This window comes from Actinotalea solisilvae, from assembly GCF_016464425.1.
GTDB lineage: Bacteria > Actinomycetota > Actinomycetes > Actinomycetales > Cellulomonadaceae > Actinotalea > Actinotalea solisilvae.
The window spans coordinates 1-25,637 of the sequence record NZ_JADDKQ010000018.1; the positions used below are offsets into that span (position 1 = coordinate 1).

Sequence of the window (25,637 nt, forward strand, 5' to 3'; positions counted from 1 at the left end):
GCGGCGCGCGGCCGGCGCGGGCGCCCCCCCCCCCCCCCCGCCCCCCCCCCCCCCCCCCCCCCCCCGCCCGGGGTGGGGGAGCCGCGTCAGTCCGCGCTGCGGACGATGGTGCGGATGCCCACCGCGAGGCCGACGGCGGCCGTCGCGAACGCGGCGACGAAGCCCTGGACCGCCGTCGTCCCGAGGTCGCCCGCGAACAGCGCGCGCTCCGCGTCGACGACGTACGCGACGGGGTTGACCGACGCCGCGACCTGCATCCAGCGCGGGCCGGCGTCGAGCGGCAGGAGCATCCCCGAGAGGATGAGCGCGGGGAACAGCACGGTCTGCTGGACCATCCAGAACATCCACTCCTGCGTCCGCACCGCGATCGCGAGCGCGTAGCTGAGCGACCCCAGCCCGACGCCGAGGAGCGCGAGGAGCAGCAGCCCGAGCGGCCCGCCGACGGGGTCGACGTCGAACCCGAACGGCAGCATGACGGCGACGACGAGGAGCGACTGCGCGACGACGGGCACCATCTCCTTGAGCGAGCGGCCCACGAGCTGCGCCGACCGCGCGAGCGGCGTGACGAGCAGGCGCTCGTGCGCCCCGGTCTGCATCTCGAACTGCAGGTTCGAGCCGGTCGTCGACGTCCCGAACAGCGTCGTCATGACGAGGATCGCCGGGACGAACCACTGCCACACGTCGGCGCCGACGGGTCCGCCCGCCGCCTGCGTCGAGCCCGCGAGGAGCGGTCCGAACAGGCCGAGGAAGACGAGCGGCTGCACCAGCCCGAAGACGAGGCCGAACGGCTCGCGCACCACGGGGCGCAGCTCGCGCACGGTGACGAGGGCGACGTCGCGCAGCCAGTGCGCGCGCAGGGGCGGGGCGACCGCGGTCGTGGCGGTGAGGGTCGGCGTGGTCATGGTGCGTCCTTCGGGTCGGCGGGCAGCGCCCGGGCTGACGTGGTCCTGGGTCCGGGTCGGGGTGCTCATGCGGCGGCGTCGGCGGCAGCGGTCGGGGCGTCCGGCGCCCCGGGACCCTCGCGCAGGCTGCGCCCGGTGAGGGCGAGGAAGACGTCGTCGAGCGTCGGCGTGGTCGAGCGGGCGCCGAGGACCGGCACGTGGGCACGGTCCGCCGCGCGGACCACCTCGACGGCCGCCGTCGCTCCCGAGGCGACGCGCGCGCTCACCCGGGGGCCGTCGACGACGACGTCGCGCGCGCCCGGGAGCCGGTCCACGAGCGCCGCGAGCCGAGCCGCGTCGCCCGGCGTGGCCGCGTCGAGGACGAGGGCGTCGCCCGCGAGGTCGCGCTTGAGCGCCTCGGGGGTGTCGTCCGCGATCACCCGCCCGTGGTCGACGACGACGACGCGCTCGGCCATGGTGTCGGCCTCGTCGAGGTAGTGGGTGGTGAGCACGATGGTCATCGCGTGCTCGCCGCGCAGGCGCGTGACGTGGTCCCACAGGTTCGCGCGGTTGTGCGGGTCCAGGCCCGTGGTCGGCTCGTCGAGGAAGAGCAGCTCGGGCGCGTGCACGAGTCCGAGCGCGACGTCGAGCCGCCGCCGCTGGCCGCCCGACAGCTCGGACACCTTGCGGGACGCCAGGTCGGTCAGGTCGAGCGCCTCGAGGAGCTCGCCCGCCCGGCGACGGGCCGCGGCGCGGTCCATGCCGTAGATGCGGCCCTGGGTGGTGAGCTCGTCGGCCGCGCGCTGCTGGTGCCCCGCGCCGTTGCCCTGACCGACGTAGCCGATGTGCCGGCGCACGTGCGCGGGCTGCCGCACGACGTCGAAGCCCGCGACCTCGGCCGTGCCCGAGGTGGGCCGGACGAGGCTCGTCAGCATGCGCATCGTCGTCGTCTTGCCGGCGCCGTTGGGGCCCAGCACGGCGACGAGCTCGCCGGGGGCGATGTCGAGGTCGATGCCGCGGACGGCGTGGACGGTCTGCGAGCGGCTCACGGGGAAGTCCTTCGTGAGCCCGCGGGTCCGGATCATGTCTGCTCCTCGCTGGGTGGTCGGTACTCCTCCACCGTCCTCGGGGTAGCGGTCAGATCCTGTCCGCCACCGGGAGCAGAATCGGGGCATGACGTCACCGCCCGCGCGCCTCCTCAGCCTCCTGTCGCTGCTCCAGGCTCGCCGCGACTGGCCCGGCGGCACGCTCGCGGAACGCCTGGGCGTGAGCGCCCGCACCGTCCGGCGCGACGTCGACCGCCTGCGCGACCTCGGGTACCCGGTGCTCGCGACCAAGGGGCCCGACGGCGGCTACCGGCTCGCGGCCGGCACGTCCATGCCGCCGCTGCTGCTCGACGACGAGCAGGCGGTGGCCGTCGCCGTCGCGCTCCAGACGGCGTCGACCGGCGTCGACGGCCTCGACGAGGCCGCGCTGCGGGCGCTGACGACCGTGCGGCAGGTCATGCCCGCCCGCCTGCGCGGGCGCGTCGACGCGCTCCAGGTCACCGCCGTGACCCGTCCCCGCCGCACGGCCGTCGACGCGGACCGGCTGCTCGCCGTGGGGACGGCGGTGCGCGCCCGTGAGGTGCTGCGGTTCGACTACCGCGCGCCGGACGCCGCCGTGGACCCGGGTGCCGTCGGCCCGCCGCGCCGGGCCGAGCCGCACCACCTCGTCACCTGGGCCGGACGCTGGTACCTCGTCGCGTGGGACCTCGAGCGCGGCGACTGGCGCACCTTCCGCGTCGACCGCATGGAACCGCGCTCCCCCACCGGGTCACGCTTCGCGCCGCGCGCGCTGCCGGGCGACGACGTCGGCGCCTGGGTCGCGGCGCGGTTCGCGGGTCCGCGCTGGCCCTGCACCGGCGAGGCCGTGGTGCACGCCGAGGCCGCGGACATCGCGCGCTGGGCGGGCAGCCAGGGCGTCGTCGAGCCGCTCGGTCCGGGGCGGTGCCGCGTCGTCTCGGGCTCGTGGTCGTGGACCGGCCTCGCGGCGTGGCTCGGCCTGTTCGGGTGCGACGTCGACGTCGTCGGGCCGCCCGAGCTGCGCGCGGCGGCGCGCGAGCTCGCGGACCGCTACGCGCGGGCGGCCCGCGACGACGGGTGAGGGCTCAGCGCGTGACGCGCTCCAGGAGGCCGAGCGCGTAGGCCTCGGGCACGACCTCGACGACCTTGGTGGCCTGCATCCACACCGCGGGGTTGGTGAGGTGGCCGAAGGCCCACTCGACGCGGCAGCCACCCGAGGCGCCGTCGCGGTCGACGCGCCAGGTCCCGGGGTGGCCCGTGACCGGGTCCGTGCCGTGGACGGTCACCGGGAAGCCGGGGGTGCCGACGGGGCGGTCGGTGGTCGGGGCGTCCAGGGTGGCGGTCATCTCGGGTGTCCTTCGCGGTGCGAGCGTCGTCTCCCCTCTAGCGTCGGCACTCCGGGCCCGGATCTGAGAGGACCTTCGGCCCCGGACGCGCCCGCGGCGACGTGACGTCGCCGACACCGCGGGCCAGGATGGGCGGCGTGACGACGACGCCGCAGCCCACCGCCGAGCCCGCGAGCCCCGCACCCGGACCCACCGCGGCGGTGGACGGCCGCTGGCGCACCGACGTGCTCGGCGAGGACTGGGAGGCGCTGACGCTCCCGCTGCGGCCGGACGAGCAGGGCGAGGCCGTCGCCACGCTCGTGCGCCGCCGCGGCCCGCGGCACGACCGGGCGGTGCTCTACGTGCACGGCTACGTCGACTACTTCTTCCAGCGGCACCTCGGCGAGGCGTGGGAGGACCTGGGGTACAGCTTCTACGCGCTCGACCTGCGCGCGTACGGCCGCTCGCACCTGCCGCACCAGATCCCCGACTACACGACGGACCTCGCGACCCACGCCGAGGAGCTCGACCTCGCCGCGGGCGTGCTGCGCGCGGCCGGGCACAGCGTCCTCGTCGGGCACGGGCACTCGACCGGCGGCCTGCTCATGGCCCTCTGGGCGCACGCGCGGCGCGGCCGCGGGACGGTCGACGCGCTCGTGCTCAACAGCCCGTGGTTCGACCTCAACCGCGGGTGGGTCGACCGGGTCCTGAAGACGCGCGCGCTCGACGTCGTGGGGCGCGTGGCGCCGCGGCTCGTCGTCGGGCAGATCGCGCACCACTACGGCGAGGCGCTGCACCGCGACACGGGCGGGCCGTGGGACTACGACCTCACCTGGAAGCCGCACCGCGGCTTCGGCGTGCGCGCCGGGTGGATCCGGACGGTCCGGCGCGGCCACCGCGCCGTCGCCCGCGGCCTCGCGGTCGACGTGCCCGTGCTGGTGTGCACGAGCGACGCGACCGGCCCCCACGACCGGTTCCACGACGCGCTCGACCGCACCGACAGCGTGCTGGCCGTCGAGCAGATCCTCGAGCGCGCGCCGCGGCTCGGGCCCGACGTCACCGTGGTCCAGGTCCCCGGCGGGATCCACGACCTCGCCCTGTCCCCCGGGCCCGCGCGCCGGGCGTACCTCGACGCGGTCGCCGCCTTCCTGCGCGAGCGCCTGCCCGAGGACTGACCCCGGACGCACCGACGCCCCGGCACCGTGCGGTGGCCGGGGCGTCGGACGTCGGGGGTCGCTCAGCGGTTGGCGCCCTCGAGCGTCCCCGTGATGCCGCCGGCCTCGTCGACGGCGAGGCACAGGACCTCGCGGTCGTCGGCCTCGTCCCAGCTCATCTGGCTCGGCGTGAGCGGCTGGTAGTAGATCTCGGAGCTGTCGTAGTCGAGCCCGATGAACGTCTCGAACGCAGGCAGGCAGTACGCGTTCGCGAGCTCGACGATCTCCTCGTCCCCGGGGTACTCGCCGTCGGGCAGGAAGGTCGAGGCGTAGATCTCGGTGTCGTGCGGCTCGTCGCACGGCACGGTCGGGACCGTCTCGACCTCGGTGCCGAGCTCGGCCGAGCTGATGCAGTCGCCGACCTTGATGCTGAAGACGTCGGCGTCGGTGGCCTCGGTGATCTCGCCGGTCTCGGCGTCGCGCTCGGCGGCCTGGGGCCCGCAGGCCGTGAGCGTGAGAGCGAGCGCGCCCGCCGCGAGACAGGCGGCGGACGTCCGTGTGATGCGCATGGGGTTCCCCTCGGGTCGGCAGGCGCCCGTGCGCCCGGCGGCGCGATGGTACTGATCAACGACGACACCGCGGTGTCGTGCCCACGACCGGCCGGCGTCGGGCCGACGACGGGATCCCCCCGCGGCGCGACGCCCGGCCCGCAGGGCCCGGCGGGCGCCCCCCGGTACCGTGGCTGCCCCACCCGGAGGACCGATGCCCGACCCCGACTTCTCGTTCGGCGCGCCCACGCCCCACGGCCCGCTGCGCACCTTCCACCCGCGGCGCTCGCCGCTCGGCCCTGCCCGCCGGGACGCGCTCGAGCACCTGTGGCCGCGTCTTGGCTTCTCGGTGCACGACGACGCCGCGGCCCCCCTCACGGCCGACGGCGCGCTCGACCGGCCCGCGCTCTTCGGTCGCGACGCCCCGCTCGTCGTCGAGATCGGCTCGGGCATGGGCGAGGCCGTCGCGGCGATGGCCGCGGCGGACCCCGACCGCGACTACCTCGCGGTCGAGGCGCACCTGCCCGGCGTCGCGAACCTCCTGCTGCTCCTCGAGGCGGGCGGCGTCACCAACGTCCGGGTCGCGCACGGCGACGCGCTCGAGCTCCTGCGCCGCCGCGTGCCCGAGGCCTCCCTCGACGCCGTGCACGTCTTCTTCCCCGACCCGTGGCCCAAGGCGCGCCACCACAAGCGCCGGATCATCGCTCCCGCGCACGTCGCGCTCCTGCGCTCGCGCCTCGTGCCCGGCGGCGTGCTGCACTGCGCGACGGACTGGGCGCCCTACGCGGAGGTCATGCTCGCGACGCTCACGGCCGACCCCGAGCTCGAGAACCTCCACGACGGGTTCGCCCCGCGCCCCGCGCACCGCCCGACGACGCACTTCGAGCGCCGCGGCCTCGCGCTCGGGCACGAGGTCGCGGACGTCGTCGTGCGCCGCGTCGCGCGCGACCCGCGCTGAGCGGGTCGCGCCCGGCTCAGCGCTGCGCCTGCGCGAGGCTCCCGACGACGCCGCCCGCGGGGTCGTTCGCGATGCAGAGGATCTCCCGGTCGTCGAGCTGCTTCCACGACTCGACCGTCGGGTACAGGTAGGTGAAGTCGAGCTCCGAGCTCTCCCACTCCATGCCGACGAAGGACGCGAACTCGCTCATGCAGAAGTCCTCCGACTGGTCGAGGACGGCGTCCTCGCCCGGGTAGGAGTCGCCGGCGACGGAGGTCGCGGCGTAGGCCTCGCTCTCGTGCGCCGCCTTGCACGGGGTGACGTGGACGGTCCAGACCTCGACGGTCTCGGCGTCCGGGTCCTCCCAGTCGAGCGTGAGGCAGTCGCCGATCCGCAGGGCCATCGCGTCGACGTCGCCCTCCTCGGTGATCACGCCGCTGGCGTCCCGCACGGGCTGCGCCGCGTCACCCGCGAGGGCGTCCCCGATCACCGAGCACCCACCGAGCGCGAGCGCCACCGAGGCGCCCACGGTGACCGCGGTCACCGTCCTCAACCCACCGACCAGACGTGCCGTACCCATCACTGCCCCCTGCTCCGACCACGCGTGCGACCGGCGGGCGCCGGGCCGCGCCGCACGCTAGTGCCCCGACCGGCACCGCGACGAGGGCCGTTCGGGCGGACCGGGGGGTGAGGTCGGCGCAGGCACGCGCGGGTGAGGCGGCACCGGAGGTGGGGGCGGCACAGGGGGGTGAGTCGACACAGGCGGCGAGGTCGGCGCGGGCCGCTACGTCGTCGCGGCGAGCAGGACCGTCCCGTCGGCGGCGCGCAGCTCGACCCGGACGATGTCGGCGCGGCGGAGCAGCGTCGACGCGGGGACGCTCACCTCGCGGTCGGCCACGGCGCCCCAGGTCGCGACCTCCTCGCTCCCGCCGTCGGCGGCGAGCACGACGAGCGCGTAGCCGGGGGCGGGCCCGGGCTCGCCGTAGGGGCCCCCGGCGGGGTCGCCGCCTCCCGCGTGCCGGCAGACCAGCTCGATCCGGGTGCCCCAGGCGACGTCGTCGAGGCGCACGGTCGCCGTGACCGGGCTCTCGACCACCGGGCTCAGCTCGATCGCCTCGCTCACCACCGGTGCGGTCGTCGCGGCCGGCCGCCACGGGACCGGGACGGGGCTGCCCGGCAGCACGATCGCGAGCACGACGACGGCCGCCGCGGCCAGCCCGCTCGCGACCCAGCGCCGCCGTCGGCGCACGGCCTCCTCCCGCCGCGCGACGCGCAGCAGGTCCGCGAGCAGGACCGTCGGCGGCTCGTCGACGACGCGGAACGCCTCGTCGGGCAGGCCCGCGCCCACCGCGACGTCGCCCACGAGCTCGCCCGGCACGCGGTCGAGCAGCGCGGGCAGGACCGCCACCTCGTCGACGGCCTCGCGGCACGCCGGGCACGCGCGCAGGTGCTCCTCGAACGCGAGGCGCTCGCGCGCCTCGAGCGCACCGAGCACGTAGGCGCCGACGTCGCCGGCCCAGCGGTCGTGGCTCACGGACCCGGTCACCGGGTCACCCCCATCTCCTGCAGCACGAGCCGGAGCGAGCGCAGCGCGTAGTGGATGCGGGACTTCACGGTGCCCTCCGGGACACCGAGCTGCCGGGCGGCCTCCGCGACGGAGCGGCCGCGGTAGTAGCACAGGAGGATCACCTGGCGGTGCTCCACGGACAGGCGCGACAGGGCGTCGGCGACGAGCCAGCCCTCGAGCATCTCGTCGGTGCGCGACGCGTCCGGCTCGCGCGGCTCGGGGACCTCGTCGGCGAGGACCTCGCGCCGCGACCGGCCCGAGCGCCACTCGTCGATGACCAGGTGCCGTGCGACCGTGAACAACCAGGCGCGCGTCGCGCCGGTCGCCCCCTCGAGGACGCGCGGCGAGCGCCACGCGCGCAGCAGCGTCTCCTGGACCACGTCCTCGGCGTGCGCGCGGTCGCCGCCCACGAGGCGCAGGACGTAGCCCCACAGCGCCCTCGCGTGCTCGCCGTGCAGCGCGATCATGAGGTCGGTCGAGCTCACGGTCACGGCGCGCCACCGGTCGGCGCGGCGACGCGACGCGCGCCCGCTCGGGCGACGTCGGCCGGGGTGGTCAGGGGCATGCCGCACCTCGCGCTCGGGGCGGGACGTCGGGACGGATCTGCCCGACCAGTGAACCAGAGCGGTCCCCACGACGTGCCTAGGGGTGACGGGGCGCACGACCGGGGCTCGACGGGCACCGCCGGGCGCGCGCCGCAGGTCCCCGACCGGGGTCCGCACCACGAGAGGGTGACGAGCATGGACGTACGACGACGGACCATCGGCAACGCCGCCCGCGGGCTCGCCGCGGCCGCGGTGCTGCTCTCCGCGGTGGTCCACCTCGACCTGTGGGCCCTCGGGCTGAGCGCGCACCCCGTCCTGGGGCCGGGGTTCCTCGCGACGTTCGTGGGCGGCGTCGTCGTCGCCCTCGCGCTGCTGCTGTGGGACCACTGGCTGCCGCCGCTCGCGGCCGTCGGGTTCGGCCTCGCGACGCTCGGCGCGTACGTCATGGCGCTCACGGTCGGGTTCCTCGGCGTGCAGGAGGCGGGTGGCGGGACCCCCGCCACGCTCTCGCTCGTCTCGGAGTCCGCCGCGGTGGTGCTCGGCGTCGTCGTGCTCGCCGCGGAGCGGGGGCTGCGCCGGCGGACCGGCACCTCCCCCGCCCGCGACGAGCGCATCGGCGGTCTCACGCCTCCACGACCTGCCCGTCCCTGACCTCCACGGCGACCGTGTCGAGGGCCCGGGGCGCCGGGCCCTCGAGCGGCTCGCCCGTGTCGAGGTCGAACACCGAGCCGTGGCAGGGGCACGCGAGCGTGCCCTCGCCGGGCGACACCGCGCAGCCCTGGTGCGTGCACACCGAGCTGAAGCAGCGGACCGTGCCCTCGGTCGGCTGGGTCACGAGGACCGCGTCGCCGCCGCTCGTCGTCGCCGTGACGGCGCCGCCCACCGGCACGTCCGCGAGCGCGACGAGGCCCGTCGCGGCCGCGGCGTCCCCGCCCCCGTCGCCCGCGGAGCCGGTCTCGGGGCCGTCGGTGCCGTCGGTGCCGCCCGTGCCGCCGGTGCCGCCGGAGGGCGCGCACGCCGCGAGCGCGCCCGCGCCGACGACGGCGACCGCCCCGCCCAGGAAGAGGCGGCGCGGGGTGCCCGCTGCCGCGCGGCGCCCGGCGGCGCCCGTGCGGTCGTCCGTGCGCGCCTCCGCGCGGTCGTCGATGCGCTCGTCCGTGCGGTCGTCCGTCGCCGTCGCGGTCGTGCTGGTCCCCGTCGTGTGCGCCATGCCCTGCCCCTCTCGTCGGACCCTCGCTGGTCGTGGGTCGTGCTGGTCGTGGGTCGTGCCGGTCGTGCGTCGTGCAGGTCGTGGTTCGTCGCGAGGACGGTCGCGGATGGGACGCCGTCGGCCGCCCGTCGTCCGGTGATACGGAGCGGGGGCCCGGACGGTTCACCGGGACCGGAAGGGTGAACGTCGTCGGCATCACCCGTCCCCGCGCTCAACCTCCGGCAGGGCGCACCGATGACCTCAGGGTGAGTACAGACGACATCGCCGAGAGCATCGAGCGCGTGCGCTACGAGCGCCTGCTCGGCAAGGCGTGGGACGACCTGCGCGAGTCCGAGCGCGAGACGCGGCTGGTCGCCGTGCGTCAGGCGTTCGAGGACGTCGGCCTCGCCGCGCGCCTCGAGTCGCTGACCGGTCGCGCGGCCGAGGCGGACCGCCTCGCCGCGGTCGTGTCGCAGCGGGACGGCGAGATCGCACGTCTGCGCGCGGAGCACGACGCCGAGCTCGTCCGCCTCACCGGCGCGCACACCGACGCGGTCGCCGCCCTCGAGGCCGAGCTGGCCGAGACGCGGGCGGAGCTCGCCCTGACCCAGGCCGCGCTCACGGACGCCGAGCGGCGGGCGCACGCGTCCGACGCGGCGCTCAGCGCTGTCGCGACCGTCGTCGGCGCCGCCCGGGAGCTCGCCGAGAGCTCGTCCGACGCCGGCGAGCGGGAGCCCTGCACGCCCGACGAGCTGCCGGTCGTCACCGCGGTCGAGGGCTCGGGCGCGCCTCTCCCCCGCCCCAAGGGACGCCTCTCCCGTCTCGTGCGCCTCGGCTCGGACTGACCCCGCGACCGCACCCTCAAGGAGGTCGACCGGCCGCTGCGGCCGGGGACCTTGGACCCTCGCCCGCCCTGACGCCCGGGTGGACGCTCGAGGTGCCGGATCGGGACGGAACGGGCAGTGGCACCCCACGCCACCACGCCGGGACCGTCGGCGCCCTCCGCCCCGTCCGGGCACGGAGGGAGCGTCGGCATGAGCGAGCACCTGGGTCCCGTCGTCGAGGAGGACCTGCGAGCGGCAGCACGACGCCGCCTCCTCGCCCGCCGCGGCCTCGCGCAGCACCTGCTGGCGTACGCGACCGTCAACCTCTCGCTCGTCGTCGTCTGGGTGATGACGGGCGGCACGTTCTTCTGGCCCGTGTTCCCGATCCTCGGCTGGGGCATCGGCGTCGCGTTCCACGTGTGGGACGTGTACGCGCCGGAGCCGACGGAGCGCCAGGTCGAGGCCGAGATGGAGCGGCTCCGCCGGCGCTGAGCCGAGGCGAGGCGGAGCACCCGGGAGGGCGACGATGGCGACGGCCCCGACCGCGCGGGCGACCGCGCTCCCGGGCGACCGCGCGCGCGGCGCCGACGACCCCGGCACCGGCCACGGCGGCGGCGGGCCCGCCCGCACCGGGCCCGGCGCGCGCCGGGTCGCCGCCGCCGTCCTCGTCCTCCTCGCCGCGGGCGCCGTCGCGACGGTCCTGCCGCGCGGCCCGATGACGAGCGGGCAGTCCCTCGCGGCGCTCGGCGTCGCGGTCACGGTCGGCGTCGTCGCCGGCGCCCTGGGCACGACGCGGTGGACGGTGCTCGCCGCCCCGCTGCTCTGGGCCGCGGTGACCGAGGTCGTGCGCGTGGACGCCGTGGGCCCGACGGTCGACGCCCCCCGGTTCGACGGCGTGTACGCGGCCGCCGCGTTCGTCACGGGCCGCGGGTTCGACGCCGTCGTCGTCCTCCTGCCGCTCGCCGTCGGCGCGGCGTGGGGCGCGTGGGTGGCGCGCCGCGGCCACGCCCGCCCCGACCCGACCGCGGCGACGTCGCTCCGGACCGTCGCGCGCGGTGCGCGCCTCGCGGTGCCCACGGCCGTCGTCGTGCTCCTCGTCGCGGCGCTCGTCCGGCCCGCGACGACCGAGCCGATCACGGACGCCGACGGCGACGTCGTGCCCGGGAGCGTCGCGGAGCTCGTCACCGTGCCCGTCGGCGGGCACGACCAGTCCCTCATGATCCGCGGCCGCGACGTCGACGCGCCCGTCCTGCTGTTCCTCGAGGGCGGACCGGGCGGCACCGCGCTCGGCTCGATGCGGTACGCGGGCGAGCCGCTCGAGGAGCACTTCGTGGTGGCCACGTGGGACCAGCGCGGGACCGGCCGGTCGGCCGACGTGCGCGAGCCCGCGGCGACCCTCACGGTCGAGCAGCTCGTCGCGGACACCGCCGAGGTGGCCGAGTACCTCACGGGCCGGTTCGACGAGGAGCGCGTGCTGCTCGTCGGCAGCTCGTGGGGCACGACGCTCGGCGTGCTCGCGGCGCAGAGCCGGCCCGACCTGTTCCTGGCCTACGTCGGCGCCGGGCAGATGGTCGACCAGCAGGAGACCGACCGCCTCATGTGGGCCGAGTCCCTCGCGTACGCCGAGCGCGTGGGCGACGACGCCTTCGCGGCCCGGCTGCGGGAGATCGGCGAGCCGCCCTACGACGACGCCCTCCTGTACCCCGTCGCGATCGCCTCGAACCCCGAGTGGCAGGACTACGCGTCCGGCCCCGACCACGACTGGCGCTCCGCCTACCCCGCCAACCTGCTCGTCGCCGAGTACACCCTCACCGAGCAGGTGCGCTCGGCCGCGGCGCTCATCGACACGTTCGCGCTCGTGTACCCGCAGCTCCAGGAGATCGACTTCCGCACCCAGGTGCGGCGGCTCGAGGTCCCCGTGCTGCTGGTCCAGGGGGCGCACGAGGCACCCGGGCGGGACGTGCTCGCCCGCGAGTGGGCCGCAGGCCTCGAGGCGCCCGAGGTCACCGTCGTGACCTTCGAGCGCGGCGGGCACACGCCGCACCTCGACGAGCCGGGTCGCTTCGCGGACCTGCTGGCCGCCTTCGTCGCCGACCTCGAGGGCTGACGCCCGGAGCCGGCGGGGTCAGGCCTCCTCGAACGCGCGGTTCTCCAGGTCCTCGAAGATGAGGAGCGTGTGCGTCGCGAGCACGCCCGGGATGCCCTGGAGGACGTCGAGCACGACGCGGCGCAGCGACTCGTTGTCGCGCGTCCGCACGAGGAGCATGACGTCGGCGTCGCTGCCGCCGACCAGCGCCATGTGCTTGACCTCGGGCACGTGCCGCAGGCGCTCGGTGAGGTCGCGCCAGGAGTTCTGCCGCACGGTGAGGGTCACGTAGGCCGAGGTGCCCAGCCCGCTGCGCAGGGGGTTGACCACGGCGGTGAAGCCCTCGAGCACCCCGGTCTCGCGCAGCCGCTCGATCCGGCTGTACGCGTGCCCCCGGGACACGTTGACCTTCTCGGCGAGCGCGCGCACCGAGATCCGGCCGTCGACCGTGAGCTCGTGCAGGATCCGCCGGTCCGTCTCGTCCAGGACGACGCCGTCCATGTGTCCTCCTCAGGCACGCGCGGCCCGTGGGCCGCTGCACAGACTGTACCCAGGACCTAGGTCCCAGCAGCCGCTTGTCAGGCGTTCGGCGCACGCCGCGACCAGATCGGTCACGGAGGTCCATCATCAGCACAGGCTCTCAGCGTGGAGGTGCTCGATGTCGACGCCCGTGGACGCCCGTCCCCCGGGGCCGCTGGAGACGGTGCTCGACACCGTCCGGCTGCTCGACCCCGACGGCTCGCCCGTCCCCTCCGAGCGCTGGGCGATGCCGTCCGACGACGTCCTGCGCGAGCGCCACCGCGCGATGGTCCTCGGCCGGCGCGTCAACGACCAGGCGAGCGCGCTGACCCGCCAGGGCCGCCTCGCGGTCTACCCCTCCTCGCACGGCCAGGAGGCGTGCCAGGTCGCGGCCGCGGCGGCGCTGCGCCCGGGTGACTGGCTGTTCCCGACCTACCGGGACACGGTCGCGGTCATGGGCCGCGGCGTCGACCCCGTCGAGATCCTCACGTGGCTCAAGGGCGACCGGCACTGCGCGTACGACCCCGTGGCGCACCACGTCGCGCCGCAGACGACGCCGCTCGCCACCCAGCTGCTGCACGCCGTCGGCGTCGCGCACGCGGCGCGCCTGCGCGGGCTCGACGAGGTCGCGCTCGCCCTGTGCGGGGACGGCGCGACGAGCGAGGGCGACTTCCACGAGGCGCTGAACTTCGCCGCCGTCTTCCGCTGCCCCGTCGTCTTCCTCGTCCAGAACAACAAGTACGCGATCTCCGTCCCCCTCTCGCGGCAGACGGCGGCGCCGTCGCTCGCGCACAAGGGCGTGGGGTACGGGGTGCCGGCCGTGCTCGTCGACGGCAACGACGTCGCCGCCCTCGGGGCGGTGCTCGACGCGGCCGTCGCGCACGCCGCGGCCGGGGGCGGCCCGGTGCTCGTCGAGGCCGACACCTACCGCGTCGCGGCGCACACCAACGCCGACGACCCGTCCCGCTACCGCTCCGACGACGAGGTCGAGGCCTGGCGCGCGCGCGACCCGATCACCCGGGTCCGCGCCTACCTGCGCGCCCGCGGCGCGCTCGACGACGCCGCGGAGGCCGCGGTCGCCGCGGAGGCCGAGGAGCTCGCGGCGAGCATCCGCGACGGCGTCTCGGGCGGGCCCGGCCCGAGCCCGGACGACCTGTTCGACCACGTCTACAGCGCGATGACCCCGCAGCTGCGGGCGCAGCGGGACCTGCTCCGCGAGGAGCTCGCCGCGGAGGGAGCGGACCGATGACCAAGCTGACGATGGTGGGCGCGCTCAACGCGGCGCTGCGCGACGCGATGGCGCAGGACCCGGGCGTCGTCGTGCTCGGCGAGGACGTCGGCCCCCTCGGCGGCGTCTTCCGCGTGACCGACGGCCTCAGCGCGGAGTTCGGCGACGCGCGGTGCTTCGACACCCCGCTCGCGGAGTCCGGGATCGTCGGCATGGCGATCGGCATGGCGATGAACGGCCTGCGTCCCGTGGTCGAGATGCAGTTCGACGCGTTCGCGTACCCCGCGTTCGAGCAGGTCGTCAGCCACCTCGCCAAGATGGGGAACCGCACGCACGGCCAGGTGCGCCTGCCCGTCGTCGTGCGCGTGCCCTACGGCGGCGGCATCGGCGGCGTCGAGCACCACTGCGACTCGTCCGAGGCGTACTACGCGCACACGCCCGGCCTCACGGTGGTGACGCCCGCGACCAACGAGGACGCCTACGGGCTGCTGCGCGCCGCGATCGCGAGCCCCGACCCGGTGATCTTCTTCGAGCCCAAGCGCCAGTACTTCACCAAGGAGGAGGTCGACGTCACGGCCGCCGTGCCGCCCATCGGCCGCGCGGTCGTGCGGCGCGAGGGCACGGACGCGACGCTCGTCGCCTACGGTCCGGCGGTGCCGGTCGCGCTCGCGGCCGCGGAGCAGGCCGAGCGCGAGGGCCGCAGCCTGGCCGTCGTCGACCTGCGCTCGATCGTGCCGTTCGACGACGAGACGGTGTGCGCGGCGGTGCGCGCGACCGGTCGCGCGGTCGTCGTGGCCGAGGCGTCGGGCTTCGCGTCCGTGGCGTCCGAGATCGTCGCGCGCGTGACCGAGCAGTGCTTCCACCACCTGGCCGCGCCCGTGCGCCGGGTGACCGGCTTCGACATCCCCTTCCCCCCGCCCAAGCTCGAGCGCCACCACCTGCCGTCGGTGAACCGGGTGCTCGACACCGTCGACGAGCTCCAGTGGGACGCGGCGTGACGCAGGTCTTCACGCTCCCCGACCTGGGCGAGGGACTCGAGGACGCCGAGCTCGTCCGGTGGCTCGTGCGCGTGGGCGACACCGTCGCCGTCGACGCGCCCGTGGCCGAGGTCGAGACGGCCAAGGCGATGGTCGAGGTGCCCTGCCCCTTCGCGGGCGTCGTCGCGGGGCTGCACGCCGAGGCCGGCGACGTCGTCGCGGTCGGGGCGCCGTTCGTCACGGTCGAGGCGGCGGAGCCTGCGGCGTCCGGGTCGGGGAACGTGCTCATCGGGTACGGGACGTCCGACGCACCGGTGACCGGGTCGGGCCGCCGTGCGCTGCGGCGCGCGGCGGCGCTGCGCGAGCACCGCGACCCCGAGCCCGCGCCCGTCACGCCCGTCACTGCGTCGCCGACGCACCCCGGGCCCGTCGCCGTCGCGTCGCCCGTCGTGCGGTCGCTGGCGCGGACGCACGGCGTCGACCTGCGCACCCTCGTGGGCAGCGGGCCCGACGGCCTCGTGGTCCGGGCCGACGTCGAGCGGGCCGTGCGCGGCACGGCGCCGACGGCAGTCGAGCCGGCGCCCGGGACGGTCGGACCCGCGACGCCGGACGGGCCGGGCACGGCGCCCGCCGGCACCGAGCTCGCGGCCTCGCCCCGACCCGACGTCGTGCGCGACGAGCGCACCGGCCTCGCGATCGCGCGCCGCGTGCCGCTCCGCGGCGTGCGCAAGGCCGTGACGACACGCCTGACGCGCAGCCGCCAGGAGATCCCCGAGGCCACGACCTGGGTCGACGTCGACGCGACGCGCCTCGTGGCCCTGCGTGCCGAGCTGGCCACGCCCGACCGCCCGGCGCCGGGCCTGCTCGCGATCCTCGGCCGCTTCGTCGTCGCGGGGCTCGCGCGGTTCCCCGAGCTCAACGCGCGCGTGGACGTGGAGGGCGAGGAGATCGTCCACCTCGAGGGCGTCAACCTCGGCATCGCGGCGCAGACCGACCGCGGTCTGCTCGTGCCCGTGGTCCACGGTGCCCACGCGCTGCGCACGCGCGCGCTCGACGCCGAGATCCGCCGGCTCACGACGGCGGCCCGCGAGGGCCGCGCGACGACGGCGGACCTCGCCGGCGGCTCGTTCACGCTCAACAACTACGGCGTGCTCGGGGTCGACGGGAGCGCCGCGATCATCAACCACCCCGAGGTCGCGATCCTCGGGATCGGTCGCCTGCTGCCCCGGCCGTGGGTGGTCGACGGGGAGGTCGCGGTGCGCACGATCGCCCAGCTGTCCCTCGTCTTCGACCACCGCGTGTGCGACGGCGGCACGGCCGGCGGCTTCCTGCGCTTCGTCGCGGACGCGGTCGAGCAGCCGACGTCGGCCCTCCTGGACGCGGCGGACCTGTGACCGCCGCCCCCGCCCCGGCCCCGGCGCGCCGCTCCGCGCCGCCGTCCGGCGCGCCGGTCGGCGTCGTGGGCGCGGGCACCATGGGCGCGGGCATCGCGCAGGTCGCGGCGCTCGCCGGGCACCGTGTGGTGCTGCTCGACGCGGCGCCGGGCCGCGCGGAGGCCGCCGTCGGCCAGGTGGGCCGCGCGCTGCAGCGCCTCACCGAGCGCGGGCGCCTCGACCCTGACCGGGCGGTGGCCGCGCGCGAGGCGCTCGTCGCGGCGAGGTCCGTGCACGACCTCGCCGGGTGCGCGCTCGTGGTCGAGGCGGCCGTCGAGCGGCTCGACGTCAAGCGCCGGCTGTTCGCGACCCTCGAGGACGTCGTCGCGCCGTCGTGCGTGCTCGCGACCAACACGTCCTCGCTGTCGGTCGACGACGTCGCCGCGGGCCTGCGCCACCCGGGTCGCGTCGTCGGCATGCACTTCTTCAACCCGGCGCCGGTCATGCGGCTCGTCGAGGTGGTCCAGGGCGACGCGACGGACCCCGCGGTCGCGGCGCGCGTGGCCGAGGTCGCGCGCGCGTGGGGCAAGACGCCCGTGCGCGTCGCGTCGACGCCCGGGTTCGTGGTCAACCGTGTCGCGCGGCCGTTCTACGGAGAGGCGCTGCTCGCGCTCGAGGACGGGCTCGACGCGGCGACCGTCGACGCCGTGCTGCGCGGGTCGGGCGGGTTCCGGATGGGCCCGCTCGAGCTCACCGACCTCATCGGCCAGGACGTCAACCTCGCCGCGACCCGGTCGGTGTGGGAGCGGCTCGGGCCCGACGCGCGCTACGCGCCGTCGCCCGTGCAGGAGGCGCTCGTCGCCGCGGGGAGCCTGGGCCGCAAGACGGGCCAGGGCTTCTTCGCGCACGGCGACGGGGCCCGGGACGCGGACCAGGGCCCCGCGCCCGCGACCGACGCCCCGGGCACGCCGCCCGCGCCGGAGAAGGTGGTCGTCCGCGGGGCCTGGGGGCCCTGGACGTCGCTGTGGCAGCGGGCCGAGGAGGCGGGCGTGGCCGTGCTGGTCGACGGCGCGCTCGACCGCCGGCCGGGACCGGACGGCGCGCTCGGGTCGGCGACGGGCGGCCCGCCCGCGCGCGTGTGCGAGGCGTCGGCCGAGCTGCCCGGCGGGCTCCTCGTCCCGACGGACGGCCGGACCGCGGCGGACCACGCGGCGGCGGCCGGGTGCCCGGTCGTCGTGCTCGACCTCGCGCTCGACGCGGCCGCCGCCGACCGCTTCGCCGTCGCCGCGTCCCCGGGCTGCCCGCGCGAGCTGCTCGACGCCGCCGTCGGACTCCTGCGCGCGACGGGCGCGGCGGTGACCGTGCTGCCGGACCGGCCCGGCCTGCTCGTGGCCCGCACCGTCGCGATGCTCGTCGACGAGGCCGCGGTCGTCGTGGAGGCCGGCGTGGCGGCCGCGGCCGACGTCGACGTCGCCATGCGCCTCGGCGCCGGGTACCCGCTCGGCCCGCTCGAGTGGGGGGACCGGCTCGGGCCCGCGCGCGTGGCCGCGGTGCTCGACGCGGTCGGCGCCGCGACGGGCGACCCGCGCTACCGGGTCTCGCGCACGCTGCGCCGGGCCGCGACGACGGGAGGGACGCTGCGTGACCACTGACCTCACGCCCGACCGGGCGGACCCGACGCCGGCCGCCCCCGACCTCGCCGACGCCGGCGCGACGGACGCCCGCGACCTCGCGCGGCGCTGCGCCGACGCGATGTGGTCCGCGGACCTCGCCAGCCGGCGGCTCGGCATGCGGATCGACGACGTCGCCCCCGGCCGGGCGACGCTCTCGATGCGGGTCACGGCGGAGATGGTCAACGGCCACGGCACGTGCCACGGCGGCTACCTCGCGGTCCTCGCCGACAGCGCCTTCGCGTTCGCGTGCAACACCTACGACGACGTCACGGTCGCCGCGGGGTTCGACATCGTCTTCACCGCGCCCGCGCACCTCGGGGACGAGCTGGTCGCCGTCGCCGTCGAGCGCGTCCGGCGGGGGCGCAGCGGCGTCTACGACGTGACGCTCACGCGGGTGGGCGGGGCGACGGGTGCGGGCGACGTCGTGGCCGAGTACCGGGGACGCAGCCGGGCGCTGGGCCGGCCGATGCTCCGCGCGGACGGGACGGCCGACGAGGCCGCGGACCTCCCGGCAGGCGGGACGGACCCCGGTGCCTGAGGCCTACCTCGTCGCCGGGGCGCGCACGCCGATCGGCCGGTACGGCGGCGCGCTCGCGCCCGTGCGCCCCGACGACCTCGCGGCGCACGTCCTGCGCACCGTCACCGAGCGGCTGCCCGACGTCGACTGGGGCGCGCTGGACGACGTCGTCCTGGGCTGCGCCAACCAGGCGGGCGAGGACAACCGGAACGTGGCGCGCATGGCGGCGCTGCTCGCCGGCCTGCCCGTCGAGGCGCCGGGCGTGACCACCAACCGGCTCTGCGGGTCCGGGCTCGAGGCCGTCGGCGGCGCGGCGCGGGCGGTCCGCGCGGGCGACGCCGACCTGGTGCTCGCGGGCGGCGTCGAGAGCATGAGCCGCGCGCCGTTCGTCATGCCCAAGGCCACGTCGGCGTGGGCGCGCACCGCGGAGGTCTACGACACCACGATGGGCTGGCGCTTCGTCAACCCGCGCCTGCGCGCCCTCCACGGCACGGACACCATGCCCGAGACGGCCGAGAACCTCGCGCGCGAGCTGGGCATCTCCCGCGAGGACCAGGACGCCTTCGCGCTCCGCTCGCAGGACCGCGCGGCGGCGGCGGTCGCGAGCGGCCGCCTCGCGCGCGAGATCGTCGCCGTGCCCGTCCCGGGCCCGCGGGGCGAGGAGACGCTGGTCGACACGGACGAGCACCCGCGCGCGACGTCGCTCGAGGCGCTCGCGCGCCTCCGGCCGCTCGAAGGCGGCGGGACGGTCACCGCGGGCAACGCGTCCGGCATCAACGACGGCGCGTGCGCGGTGCTCGTCGCGTCGCAGGCCGCCGTCGAGCGGTACGGCCTCGAACCGCTCGCGCGGGTCGGCGGCCTGGCGGCGGCGGGGGTGCCGCCGCGGACGATGGGCCTCGGGCCCGTGCCCGCGACGCGGCGCCTGCTCGGCCGGGCGGGCCTCGACCTGGCCGACGTCGACGTCGTCGAGCTCAACGAGGCCTTCGCGGCCCAGGCGCTCGCCGTCCTGCGCACGCTCGGGCTCCCCGACGACGCCGCGCACGTCAACCCGCACGGGGGCGCCATCGCGCTCGGCCACCCGCTCGGGATGAGCGGCGCGCGGCTCGCGCTGTCGGCCGCGCTGAGCCTCGCGGACCTCGGCCCGGGCCACCGCGCGCTGGTCACGATGTGCGTCGGCGTCGGCCAGGGCGTCGCGCTGCTCCTCGAGACCCCCTGAGCAGCCCGCCCCCCGTCGACGCCCTGCACGCCCGCCTCTACCCAGGGGCGCCCGCCCGCGGCGTGCCCGGCCTTCCGTGGCGACGTGCGGCGCACGGGGCGCGGGGGTCCGGAGTGACGTCACCTGCGGCCACACCTGCCCCACCAGCCCCGTCGGCACCGTGCGCCGCACGTCCTGGCGGTGCCGGCGGCAGGTGCGACGGGCGGGTCAGGTGCGGCGGGCGCGGAGGCCGTCCATGGCGAGCTCGACGACGGCGCGGACGACGTCGCCCCGCCCGTGGCCGCCGCGGTCGCCGTCGGGCGCGTGGTGGTCGGGGCGGTACCACTCGGTCACCGAGTTGACCATGCCGAACAGCAGGCGCGTGACGAGCCTCGGGTCGACGTCGTCGCGGATGTCGCCCGCGTCCATGGCGTCGCGGACGAGCTCGGCGAGCCGCGCGTCGACGGCCCGCCGGCGCTCGACCACCTCGCGCTCGACGGCGGTGTTCCCGCGCACGCGCAGCAGCAGGGTCACGTAGGGCAGCTCGGCCACGAGGATCTCCGTCGTGCGCCGCAGCACGAGCTCGAGCCGGTCCACGGGCCCGCCGGCGACGTCGTCGACCTCCTCGAAGACGCCGTCGAGCGCGTCGAGGGCGCGGTTCGTGGCGAGCCGGAGGAGCTCCTCCTTGCCGCTGACGTGGTGGTAGAACGCCGACTTGGTCAGCCCGCTCGCGCGCGCCAGGTCGGCCATGCTCGCGGCCTCGTAGCCGCGCTCGATGAAGACGCGGGCGACGACCGCGACGAGGTCGTCCTGCGTGTAGCGCGCGGGCCGGCCGACGGGGCGGGACGGTCCCGCGGCCACCGGCGGCGCGAGCGGTCCGGGCGGCGTTGACACGCCCCCAGTCTGCCCTACGATGAATAACGAACGTTCGTTCAGGAAATGTCGAGGGACCTTGGTCCCGCAGACGGAGGTCGACGATGACCGCACAGCCCGGCCCTGCCACGGCCGCCGAGCGCGAGCCCGGGCTCGAGGACGAGCTGCTCGCGCGCTTCGACGCGATGGTCGCCGACGAGCAGCGGGTCGAGCCGCGCGACTGGATGCCCGAGGGCTACCGGAAGACGCTCGTCCGCCAGATCGCCCAGCACGCGCACTCCGAGATCATCGGCATGCAGCCCGAGGGCAACTGGATCACGCGCGCGCCGAGCCTGCGCCGCAAGGCGATCCTCCTCGCCAAGGTCCAGGACGAGGCCGGCCACGGGCTCTACCTGTACGCGGCCGCGGAGACGCTCGGCGTCGACCGCGAGGACCTCCTCGACCTGCTCCACACGGGCCGCCAGAAGTACTCGAGCATCTTCAACTACCCCACGCTGACCTGGGCGGACATGGGCGCGATCGGCTGGCTCGTCGACGGCGCGGCGATCACGAACCAGGTGCCGCTGTGCCGCTGCTCCTACGGCCCGTACGGCCGCGCGATGGTGCGCATCTGCAAGGAGGAGTCCTTCCACCAGCGCCAGGGCTTCGAGATCCTGCACACCCTCGCGCACGGCACCCCCGCGCAGAAGGCCATGGCGCAGGACGCCGTCGACCGGTTCTGGTGGCCGTCGCTCATGATGTTCGGCCCGCCCGACGCCGACTCCCCGCACTCGGCGCAGTCGATGGCCTGGGGCATCAAGCGCTTCAGCAACGACGACCTGCGCCAGCGCTTCGTCGACATGATCGTCCCGCAGGCGCAGGTGCTCGGCCTCACGCTGCCCGACCCGGACCTGCGCTGGGACGAGGCGTCCGGCCACTGGCGCTTCGGCGCGATCGACTGGTCCGAGCTCGACCGCGTCATCCGCGGTGACGGCCCGTGCAACGCGCAGCGCATGGAGCGCCGCCGTACCGCGCACGAGGAGGGCGCGTGGGTGCGCGAGTCGGCCATGGCCTACGCCGCCAAGCACGCGCACGACGCCGTCCGGTCGCCCGCCGGCGCCGAGGGGGCCGCGGCATGACCGACGCCCGCCCCACCTCCGCACCCACCGTGACGCCCGTGGCGCCCCCAGCACCCCGCACGCCCCACGGCTGGCCGCTGTGGGAGGTCTTCGTGCGCGCGCGGCGCGGCCTGTCGCACCAGCACGCGGGCAGCCTGCACGCGCCCGACGCCGCGATGGCGCTGCGCAACGCGCGCGACGTCTACACGCGCCGGGGCGAGGGCGTGTCGATCTGGGTCGTCCGGTCGAGCGACGTCGTCGCGTCGAGCCCGGACGAGAAGGACCCCTTCTTCGACCCCGCGATGGACAAGGCCTACCGGCACCCGACGTTCTACGAGGTGCCCGAGGGGGTCGAGCACCTGTGAGCGCCGAGGTCGCCGGCCCGAGCCGCACGACGTCGCCCGCCTTCTCCGGGCACGAGGCGCAGCAACCGCTCGTCGCCTACGCGCTGGGGCTGGGCGACGACGCGCTCGTCCTGGCCCAGCGCCTCGGCGAGTGGATCACGCGCGCGCCGCAGATCGAGGAGGACATCGCCCTCGGCAACATCGCGCTCGACCTGCTCGGCCAGGCCCGCACGCTGCTCACGTATGCGGGCGACGTCGAGGGCCGCGGCCGCGACGAGGACGCGCTCACCTACCTGCGCGACGAGCGCGAGTTCCGCAACGTCACGCTCGTCGAGGTCCCGAACGGCGACTTCGCGGTGACCATGGCCCGCCAGCTCGTCTTCTCGGCCTACCAGTGCGAGCTCTACGCCGCGCTGGTCGCGAGCGCCGACCCGACGCTCGCCGCGCTCGCCGGCAAGGCCGTCAAGGAGGTCCGCTACCACCGCGACCACGCGACCCAGTGGGTGCTGCGCCTCGGCGACGGCACGCCCGAGGCGCACGTGCGCATGCAGGCGGGCCTCGAGCGCGTCTGGCCGTACGTCGACGAGCTGTTCGCGACCGACCTCGCCGTGGAGGCGCTGCCGGACGTCGCCGTCGACCCCGCGTCGCTGCGGCCCGCGTGGACCGCGTACGTCGAGGGCGTCCTCGCCGACGCCACGCTCGACGTCCCGGCGCCGACGTGGCACGCGCGCGGCGGCCGCGCCGGCCTGCACAGCGAGCACCTCGGCCACCTGCTGCCGGAGATGCAGCACCTGCACCGCGCGCACCCGGGGGCGACGTGGTGACCCTCACCGACCGCCCCGCCGCGCCGGCCGCCGCGACCCGCGCGGACGTCGACCGCCTGCGCGCGGTCGCGGGCGCCGTCCCGGACCCGGAGATCCCGGTCCTCACCCTCGACGACCTCGGCATCGTCCGCGGGCTCGACGTCGCCGCCGACGGGACCGTCGAGGTCACGCTCACGCCCACCTACACGGGCTGCCCGGCGACCGCGGTCATCGCCGCCGACGTCGAGGCGGCCCTGCGCGCGGCGGGCGCCGAGCCCGTCGTCGTGCGCACCGTGCTCGCGCCCGCGTGGACGACCGACTGGATGAGCGACGCCGGCCGAGCCAAGCTCCTCGCGTTCGGCATCGCGCCGCCCGGGGCGTGCCACGCGCCGGCCGGCGCGGGCACCGCGCCCGTCGCGCTCGCGCTCACGGCGCGCTGCCCGCGGTGCGGCTCGACCCGCACGCGCGAGATCAGCCGCTTCGGCTCGACGCCGTGCAAGGCCCTGTGGGCCTGCCGCGACTGCGCCGAGCCCTTCGACGCGTTCAAGGCGATCTGATGGCCGGGGCGACGGACACCGCGGTGCCCGTCGGGGCGACCCCGCGCCGGCACGCCGTCTTCCACGCGTTGCGCGTCGCGTCGGTCGACCGGCTCACCGACGACGCCGTCGCGGTGACGTTCGACGTGCCGCCCGACCTGCGCGAGGAGTTCCGCTTCCGCGCCGGCCAGCACCTCACGGTGCGGGCGCCGACCCTCCCGGGCGACGTGCGCCGCAACTACTCGATCTGCGCGCCCGCGACGGGCGACCTCGTGCGGATCGGCGTCAAGCGCGTGCCCGACGGCGCCTTCTCGACCTACGTCACGGAGCACCTCGCCCCGGGGGACGTGCTCGAGGTCATGACCCCGACGGGCACGTTCTCGCCCGACCTCGACCCGACCCGCGCGCGGCGCTACGTCGCGGTCGCGGCGGGCTCGGGCATCACGCCCGTCCTGTCCATCCTCGCGACCGCGCTCGAGGTCGAGCCGGCCAGCACGGCGGCGCTCGTCCTGGTCAACCGGCGGGCGGCGACGATCATGTTCCTCGAGGAGCTCGAGGACCTCAAGGACACCTACCCCGACCGCTTCCAGCTCGTCCACGTGCTGCACGAGGAGGCGTCGGAGGTCGAGCTGCTCTCGGGCCGGCTCGACGTGGAGCGGCTGCACCGCATCCTCGACACGCTCCTGCCGGTGGAGGACGTCGACGAGTGGTACCTGTGCGGCCCGCTGCTGCTCACCGACGCCGTCCGCGGCGCGCTGCTCGAGCGGGGCGTCGACGCCGCCCACGTGCACCGCGAGCTCTTCCACGTCGGGGACGCGCCGGCACCCCGCCGCGCCCGCCCGGCGACCGAGAGCGCGCAGGACGGCGCCGAGGTGACGGTCCTGCTCGACGGCCGCTCGACGACCTTCCGCCTGCCGCGCGACGGCGTCTCGGTGCTCGAGGCGACGCTCGCCGCGCGCCCCGACGCCCCCTTCGCGTGCAAGAACGGCGTGTGCGGCACGTGCCGGGCGCGCGTCGTCGAGGGCGCGGTCGAGATGGACACCAACTACGCGCTCGAGCCCGAGGAGACCGCACGCGGCGTCGTGCTCACGTGCCAGTCGCACCCCGTCACCGACCGCCTCGTCGTGGACTACGACCGGTGAGCGACGTCGTCGTCACCGAGCGGCGCGGCCCGGCGCTGCTCGTCGGCCTGCACCGGCCCGCCAAGCACAACGCGCTCGACGAGGCCATGGTCGACGCGCTGCACACGGTCCTCCGCGACGCCGCCACCGCGCCGTGCGTGCTCGTCGTCCACTCGACCACGCCGGGCATGTTCGTGGCGGGCGCCGACATCGCCGAGCTGCTCGAGCGCGACGCCGACGACGCGCGCCGCCAGATCAACGCGACGCTCTTCGACGCGCTCGAGCACCACCCGTGGCCGACCGTCGCGGCCGTCGACGGGCCGGCGCTCGGCGGTGGCTGCGAGCTCGCGCTCGCGTGCGACCTGAGGATCGCCTCGCCGCGGGCCCGGTTCGCGCAGCCCGAGCCGGCGCTCGGCATCGTCGCCGCCGCCGGAGCCCACTGGCGCCTGCCCCAGGCCGTGGGCCTGCCGATGGCGCGACGCATGCTCTACACGGGCGAGGTCCTCGACGCCGACGCCGCGCTCGCGGCCGGGCTCGTCGCGTCGCTCCACGCGCCGGACGCCCTGCTCGACGCCGCCGTCGGGCTCGCCGAGCGCATCGCGACGCGGTCGTGGCGCGCGCTCGAGCTCACCAAGCTCGCGCTGCGCGCGCACCGCCCCGCCACCACCGCGCTCGACGCCGAGTCGCAGGCCGAGCTCTTCGAGAGCGACGACAAGCGCGAGCGCATGACGCGGTTCCTCGACGAGCGCGAGCGCCGGCGCCGCGAGCGCGACGCTACGACCGGGGCGCGAGGATGAGCGACGTCATGCGCGCGGTGCACAGGCGCCGGTCCTGCTCGTCGCGGATGACGACCTCGTACGTCGCCGCCTGCGAGCCCCGGTGCAGCGGCAGCGCGGTCGCGGTGACGACGCCCTCGCGCGCGCTGCGGTGGTGGGTCGCGTTCACGTCGACGCCCACGACCGTCCGCCCCGGGCCGGCGTGGATGACCGCGGCCCACGAGCCCACGGCCTCGGCGAGGCACGCCATCGCGCCGCCGTGCAGCAGGCCGAACGACTGCGTGTTGGTCGCGACGGGCATGGTCGCGACCACACGCTCGGGCGACGCCTCGAGCACCCGCACCCCCATCTTGGCGTCCAGGGCACCCAGCCGGAGGTCGGGATGAGCCCGCGTCAGCACGTCGTCGTCGTCCATCCGGGCAGCATACGAACGCCGATCCGCCGTCACCGTCGACGGCGCGCGAACGGAGGAACCACCTCGTGAC

30 protein-coding genes are annotated in these 25,637 nt (G+C 76.5%); 19 read left to right on the forward strand and 11 right to left on the reverse strand.

Annotated features, from left to right (window positions below):
• Positions 1-86 precede the first annotated feature (86 nt).
• Together JIG38_RS14085 and JIG38_RS14090 are read right to left on the reverse strand one after the other, a co-directional pair.
• Positions 87-902 (reverse strand): ABC transporter permease, encoded by an 816-nt coding sequence (locus tag JIG38_RS14085; protein ID WP_199424461.1) that lies wholly within the window; start codon positions 900-902, stop codon positions 87-89.
• 65 nt (positions 903-967) lie between these two features.
• Complete coding sequence (locus tag JIG38_RS14090; RefSeq protein WP_199424462.1) at positions 968-1,966, reverse strand: ATP-binding cassette domain-containing protein; 999 nt, start codon at positions 1,964-1,966, stop codon at positions 968-970.
• Positions 1,967-2,054: 88 nt separating this feature from the next.
• On the opposite strand from JIG38_RS14090, the gene JIG38_RS14095 reads away from it, so the two are divergent.
• Positions 2,055-3,026 (forward strand): helix-turn-helix transcriptional regulator, encoded by a 972-nt coding sequence (locus JIG38_RS14095; protein WP_199424463.1) that lies wholly within the window; start codon positions 2,055-2,057, stop codon positions 3,024-3,026.
• A 4-nt stretch (positions 3,027-3,030) separates the two neighbouring features.
• Here the strand turns inward: JIG38_RS14095 and JIG38_RS14100 are convergent, their stop codons facing one another.
• The gene (locus JIG38_RS14100) at positions 3,031-3,291 is read right to left on the reverse strand and encodes a hypothetical protein (RefSeq protein ID WP_199424464.1); all 261 of its coding nucleotides are present in this window, start codon (positions 3,289-3,291) and stop codon (positions 3,031-3,033) included.
• 137 nt (positions 3,292-3,428) lie between these two features.
• On the opposite strand from JIG38_RS14100, the gene JIG38_RS14105 reads away from it, so the two are divergent.
• Entirely contained in the window at positions 3,429-4,445 is a 1,017-nt protein-coding gene (locus JIG38_RS14105) for an alpha/beta hydrolase (protein ID WP_307844941.1), read from the forward strand.
• Positions 4,446-4,507: 62 nt separating this feature from the next.
• Here JIG38_RS14105 and JIG38_RS14110 read toward each other — a convergent pair whose 3' ends face one another.
• Positions 4,508-4,993, reverse strand: coding sequence for a septum formation family protein (locus JIG38_RS14110; RefSeq protein WP_199424466.1), 486 nt, complete (start codon positions 4,991-4,993; stop codon positions 4,508-4,510).
• 193 nt (positions 4,994-5,186) lie between these two features.
• Between JIG38_RS14110 and trmB the strand changes: the two genes are divergently transcribed.
• A complete protein-coding gene (gene trmB / locus JIG38_RS14115; RefSeq protein ID WP_199424467.1) occupies positions 5,187-5,930 on the forward strand; it encodes a tRNA (guanosine(46)-N7)-methyltransferase TrmB in 744 nt (247 codons plus the stop codon).
• A gap of 16 nt (positions 5,931-5,946) precedes the next feature.
• Here trmB and JIG38_RS14120 read toward each other — a convergent pair whose 3' ends face one another.
• The 3 genes from JIG38_RS14120 to JIG38_RS14130 all read right to left on the reverse strand — a co-directional run bounded on the left by JIG38_RS14120 (position 5,947) and on the right by JIG38_RS14130 (position 7,967).
• Positions 5,947-6,453 carry a septum formation family protein gene (locus JIG38_RS14120; protein ID WP_199424468.1) on the reverse strand — a complete coding sequence of 169 codons (507 nt, stop codon included), beginning with the start codon at positions 6,451-6,453 and terminating at the stop codon, positions 5,947-5,949.
• Between the two features lie 240 nt (positions 6,454-6,693).
• On the reverse strand, positions 6,694-7,455 hold the full coding sequence (locus JIG38_RS14125) for a zf-HC2 domain-containing protein (protein WP_199424469.1): 762 nt from the start codon (positions 7,453-7,455) through the stop codon (positions 6,694-6,696).
• Positions 7,452-7,967 (reverse strand): sigma-70 family RNA polymerase sigma factor, encoded by a 516-nt coding sequence (locus tag JIG38_RS14130; protein ID WP_307844942.1) that lies wholly within the window; start codon positions 7,965-7,967, stop codon positions 7,452-7,454. The genes JIG38_RS14125 and JIG38_RS14130 overlap by 4 nt, the downstream gene beginning before the upstream one ends.
• A 249-nt stretch (positions 7,968-8,216) precedes the next feature.
• On the opposite strand from JIG38_RS14130, the gene JIG38_RS14135 reads away from it, so the two are divergent.
• Positions 8,217-8,672 carry a hypothetical protein gene (locus tag JIG38_RS14135; protein ID WP_199424470.1) on the forward strand — a complete coding sequence of 152 codons (456 nt, stop codon included), beginning with the start codon at positions 8,217-8,219 and terminating at the stop codon, positions 8,670-8,672.
• On the opposite strand, the gene JIG38_RS14140 is transcribed toward JIG38_RS14135, so the two are convergent.
• A complete protein-coding gene (locus JIG38_RS14140; RefSeq protein ID WP_199424471.1) occupies positions 8,644-9,231 on the reverse strand; it encodes a Rieske (2Fe-2S) protein in 588 nt (195 codons plus the stop codon). The two genes, JIG38_RS14135 and JIG38_RS14140, sit on opposite strands and share 29 nt — an antisense overlap.
• 245 nt (positions 9,232-9,476) lie before the next feature.
• Between JIG38_RS14140 and JIG38_RS14145 the strand changes: the two genes are divergently transcribed.
• The 3 genes from JIG38_RS14145 to JIG38_RS14155 all read left to right on the forward strand — a co-directional run bounded on the left by JIG38_RS14145 (position 9,477) and on the right by JIG38_RS14155 (position 12,141).
• The gene (locus JIG38_RS14145; protein ID WP_199424472.1) at positions 9,477-10,055 is read left to right on the forward strand and encodes a hypothetical protein; all 579 of its coding nucleotides are present in this window, start codon (positions 9,477-9,479) and stop codon (positions 10,053-10,055) included.
• 189 nt (positions 10,056-10,244) lie between these two features.
• The gene (locus JIG38_RS14150; protein WP_199424473.1) at positions 10,245-10,526 is read left to right on the forward strand and encodes a 2TM domain-containing protein; all 282 of its coding nucleotides are present in this window, start codon (positions 10,245-10,247) and stop codon (positions 10,524-10,526) included.
• Positions 10,527-10,560: 34 nt separating this feature from the next.
• Complete coding sequence (locus JIG38_RS14155) at positions 10,561-12,141, forward strand: alpha/beta fold hydrolase (RefSeq protein WP_199424474.1); 1,581 nt, start codon at positions 10,561-10,563, stop codon at positions 12,139-12,141.
• An 18-nt stretch (positions 12,142-12,159) separates the two neighbouring features.
• Here JIG38_RS14155 and JIG38_RS14160 read toward each other — a convergent pair whose 3' ends face one another.
• Positions 12,160-12,621, reverse strand: coding sequence for an Lrp/AsnC family transcriptional regulator (locus tag JIG38_RS14160; RefSeq protein ID WP_199424475.1), 462 nt, complete (start codon positions 12,619-12,621; stop codon positions 12,160-12,162).
• A gap of 157 nt (positions 12,622-12,778) precedes the next feature.
• On the opposite strand from JIG38_RS14160, the gene pdhA reads away from it, so the two are divergent.
• The 6 genes from pdhA to pcaF are packed head-to-tail and all read left to right on the forward strand — an operon-like array spanning position 12,779 to position 19,623.
• Positions 12,779-13,888: a pyruvate dehydrogenase (acetyl-transferring) E1 component subunit alpha gene (gene pdhA, locus JIG38_RS14165; protein ID WP_199424476.1), complete on the forward strand. Its 1,110-nt coding sequence runs from the start codon at positions 12,779-12,781 to the stop codon at positions 13,886-13,888.
• Positions 13,885-14,865: an alpha-ketoacid dehydrogenase subunit beta gene (locus JIG38_RS14170; RefSeq protein WP_199424477.1), complete on the forward strand. Its 981-nt coding sequence runs from the start codon at positions 13,885-13,887 to the stop codon at positions 14,863-14,865. The genes pdhA and JIG38_RS14170 overlap by 4 nt, the downstream gene beginning before the upstream one ends.
• Entirely contained in the window at positions 14,862-16,238 is a 1,377-nt protein-coding gene (locus JIG38_RS14175; protein WP_199424478.1) for a dihydrolipoamide acetyltransferase family protein, read from the forward strand. Before JIG38_RS14170 ends, JIG38_RS14175 begins: the two co-directional genes overlap by 4 nt.
• A complete protein-coding gene (locus JIG38_RS14180) occupies positions 16,235-17,869 on the forward strand; it encodes a 3-hydroxyacyl-CoA dehydrogenase (RefSeq protein ID WP_199424479.1) in 1,635 nt (544 codons plus the stop codon). The genes JIG38_RS14175 and JIG38_RS14180 overlap by 4 nt, the downstream gene beginning before the upstream one ends.
• On the forward strand, positions 17,859-18,428 hold the full coding sequence (paaI, locus tag JIG38_RS14185) for a hydroxyphenylacetyl-CoA thioesterase PaaI (RefSeq protein WP_307844943.1): 570 nt from the start codon (positions 17,859-17,861) through the stop codon (positions 18,426-18,428). The genes JIG38_RS14180 and paaI overlap by 11 nt, the downstream gene beginning before the upstream one ends.
• Positions 18,421-19,623, forward strand: coding sequence for a 3-oxoadipyl-CoA thiolase (pcaF, locus tag JIG38_RS14190; protein ID WP_199424480.1), 1,203 nt, complete (start codon positions 18,421-18,423; stop codon positions 19,621-19,623). The genes paaI and pcaF overlap by 8 nt, the downstream gene beginning before the upstream one ends.
• 207 nt (positions 19,624-19,830) lie before the next feature.
• Here pcaF and JIG38_RS14195 read toward each other — a convergent pair whose 3' ends face one another.
• Positions 19,831-20,496 carry a TetR/AcrR family transcriptional regulator gene (locus JIG38_RS14195; protein WP_307844944.1) on the reverse strand — a complete coding sequence of 222 codons (666 nt, stop codon included), beginning with the start codon at positions 20,494-20,496 and terminating at the stop codon, positions 19,831-19,833.
• 83 nt (positions 20,497-20,579) lie between these two features.
• On the opposite strand from JIG38_RS14195, the gene paaA reads away from it, so the two are divergent.
• From paaA to JIG38_RS14225, 6 genes are read left to right on the forward strand one after another with little or no spacing between them, the layout of a single operon-like run.
• Positions 20,580-21,593 carry a 1,2-phenylacetyl-CoA epoxidase subunit PaaA gene (gene paaA, locus JIG38_RS14200; RefSeq protein WP_199424481.1) on the forward strand — a complete coding sequence of 338 codons (1,014 nt, stop codon included), beginning with the start codon at positions 20,580-20,582 and terminating at the stop codon, positions 21,591-21,593.
• Positions 21,590-21,937, forward strand: coding sequence for a 1,2-phenylacetyl-CoA epoxidase subunit PaaB (gene paaB, locus JIG38_RS14205; protein ID WP_199424482.1), 348 nt, complete (start codon positions 21,590-21,592; stop codon positions 21,935-21,937). Before paaA ends, paaB begins: the two co-directional genes overlap by 4 nt.
• Positions 21,934-22,740 (forward strand): 1,2-phenylacetyl-CoA epoxidase subunit PaaC, encoded by an 807-nt coding sequence (paaC, locus tag JIG38_RS14210; RefSeq protein WP_199424483.1) that lies wholly within the window; start codon positions 21,934-21,936, stop codon positions 22,738-22,740. The genes paaB and paaC overlap by 4 nt, the downstream gene beginning before the upstream one ends.
• On the forward strand, positions 22,737-23,276 hold the full coding sequence (gene paaD, locus JIG38_RS14215) for a 1,2-phenylacetyl-CoA epoxidase subunit PaaD (RefSeq protein WP_372419898.1): 540 nt from the start codon (positions 22,737-22,739) through the stop codon (positions 23,274-23,276). Before paaC ends, paaD begins: the two co-directional genes overlap by 4 nt.
• The gene (gene paaE / locus JIG38_RS14220; RefSeq protein ID WP_199424485.1) at positions 23,276-24,397 is read left to right on the forward strand and encodes a 1,2-phenylacetyl-CoA epoxidase subunit PaaE; all 1,122 of its coding nucleotides are present in this window, start codon (positions 23,276-23,278) and stop codon (positions 24,395-24,397) included. Before paaD ends, paaE begins: the two co-directional genes overlap by 1 nt.
• Positions 24,394-25,173: an enoyl-CoA hydratase/isomerase family protein gene (locus JIG38_RS14225; protein ID WP_199424486.1), complete on the forward strand. Its 780-nt coding sequence runs from the start codon at positions 24,394-24,396 to the stop codon at positions 25,171-25,173. Before paaE ends, JIG38_RS14225 begins: the two co-directional genes overlap by 4 nt.
• Here JIG38_RS14225 and JIG38_RS14230 read toward each other — a convergent pair.
• Positions 25,151-25,567, reverse strand: a complete 417-nt coding sequence (locus tag JIG38_RS14230; RefSeq protein ID WP_199424487.1) for a PaaI family thioesterase — start codon at positions 25,565-25,567, stop codon at positions 25,151-25,153. The genes JIG38_RS14225 and JIG38_RS14230 overlap by 23 nt on opposite strands.
• Positions 25,568-25,637 lie beyond the last annotated feature (70 nt).

Coding starts and splice junctions, on each gene's coding strand:
- JIG38_RS14230 (WP_199424487.1), bottom strand. CDS start 25,567: ATGGACGACGACGACGTGCTGACGCGGGCTCATCCCGACCTCCGGCTG.
- JIG38_RS14160 (WP_199424475.1), bottom strand. CDS start 12,621: ATGGACGGCGTCGTCCTGGACGAGACGGACCGGCGGATCCTGCACGAG.
- trmB (WP_199424467.1), top strand. CDS start 5,187: ATGCCCGACCCCGACTTCTCGTTCGGCGCGCCCACGCCCCACGGCCCG.
- JIG38_RS14100 (WP_199424464.1), bottom strand. CDS start 3,291: ATGACCGCCACCCTGGACGCCCCGACCACCGACCGCCCCGTCGGCACC.
- JIG38_RS14085 (WP_199424461.1), bottom strand. CDS start 902: ATGACCACGCCGACCCTCACCGCCACGACCGCGGTCGCCCCGCCCCTG.
- JIG38_RS14090 (WP_199424462.1), bottom strand. CDS start 1,966: ATGATCCGGACCCGCGGGCTCACGAAGGACTTCCCCGTGAGCCGCTCG.
- paaB (WP_199424482.1), top strand. CDS start 21,590: ATGACCGACGCCCGCCCCACCTCCGCACCCACCGTGACGCCCGTGGCG.
- JIG38_RS14140 (WP_199424471.1), bottom strand. CDS start 9,231: ATGGCGCACACGACGGGGACCAGCACGACCGCGACGGCGACGGACGAC.
- JIG38_RS14135 (WP_199424470.1), top strand. CDS start 8,217: ATGGACGTACGACGACGGACCATCGGCAACGCCGCCCGCGGGCTCGCC.
- JIG38_RS14110 (WP_199424466.1), bottom strand. CDS start 4,993: ATGCGCATCACACGGACGTCCGCCGCCTGTCTCGCGGCGGGCGCGCTC.
- paaA (WP_199424481.1), top strand. CDS start 20,580: ATGACCGCACAGCCCGGCCCTGCCACGGCCGCCGAGCGCGAGCCCGGG.
- JIG38_RS14095 (WP_199424463.1), top strand. CDS start 2,055: ATGACGTCACCGCCCGCGCGCCTCCTCAGCCTCCTGTCGCTGCTCCAG.
- paaE (WP_199424485.1), top strand. CDS start 23,276: ATGGCCGGGGCGACGGACACCGCGGTGCCCGTCGGGGCGACCCCGCGC.
- JIG38_RS14150 (WP_199424473.1), top strand. CDS start 10,245: ATGAGCGAGCACCTGGGTCCCGTCGTCGAGGAGGACCTGCGAGCGGCA.
- pdhA (WP_199424476.1), top strand. CDS start 12,779: ATGTCGACGCCCGTGGACGCCCGTCCCCCGGGGCCGCTGGAGACGGTG.
- JIG38_RS14155 (WP_199424474.1), top strand. CDS start 10,561: ATGGCGACGGCCCCGACCGCGCGGGCGACCGCGCTCCCGGGCGACCGC.
- JIG38_RS14170 (WP_199424477.1), top strand. CDS start 13,885: ATGACCAAGCTGACGATGGTGGGCGCGCTCAACGCGGCGCTGCGCGAC.